This window comes from Trabulsiella odontotermitis, assembly GCF_001188485.1.
Taxonomy (GTDB): domain Bacteria; phylum Pseudomonadota; class Gammaproteobacteria; order Enterobacterales; family Enterobacteriaceae; genus Trabulsiella; species Trabulsiella odontotermitis_A.
This window is the reverse complement of record NZ_JNGH01000055.1, coordinates 1-292: the sequence shown is the minus strand read 5'-3', so window position 1 is coordinate 292 and position 292 is coordinate 1. Positions and strand designations below refer to the sequence as shown.

The 292-nt window shown below is 66.8% G+C and carries 1 pseudogene; it reads right to left on the bottom strand.

Annotation, left to right across the window (positions count from 1 at the left end):
• Positions 1–292 (bottom strand): annotated as a pseudogene (locus tag GM30_RS04130) (enterochelin esterase); the annotation flags it as partial.

Sequence of the window (292 nt, the reverse complement as noted above, 5' to 3'; positions counted from 1 at the left end):
CAGCGCGGGCCACACGGGCTGGCTTTTCGCCCAGAACTGACCATCAAGCAGGATCGCCAGCGGACGCGCGGCGTCGTTATCGTGACCGGTGGTGAACACCCATACCCGGCGCGTGTTGTGCAGCATCGGGCTATGCCAGGTGAGCTGTACCGGCAGCGTATAGTCGGATAACGGCGCGTTCCAGCCAGGCTGTAGCGGCGCGTCGGGCATTTCCAGTACCGAGACCGCGTGCCCTCGCCCACCCGTCCAGCCCTGCGGATTGCGCGGATCGGCAATCGCCCGCGGCAGCAGT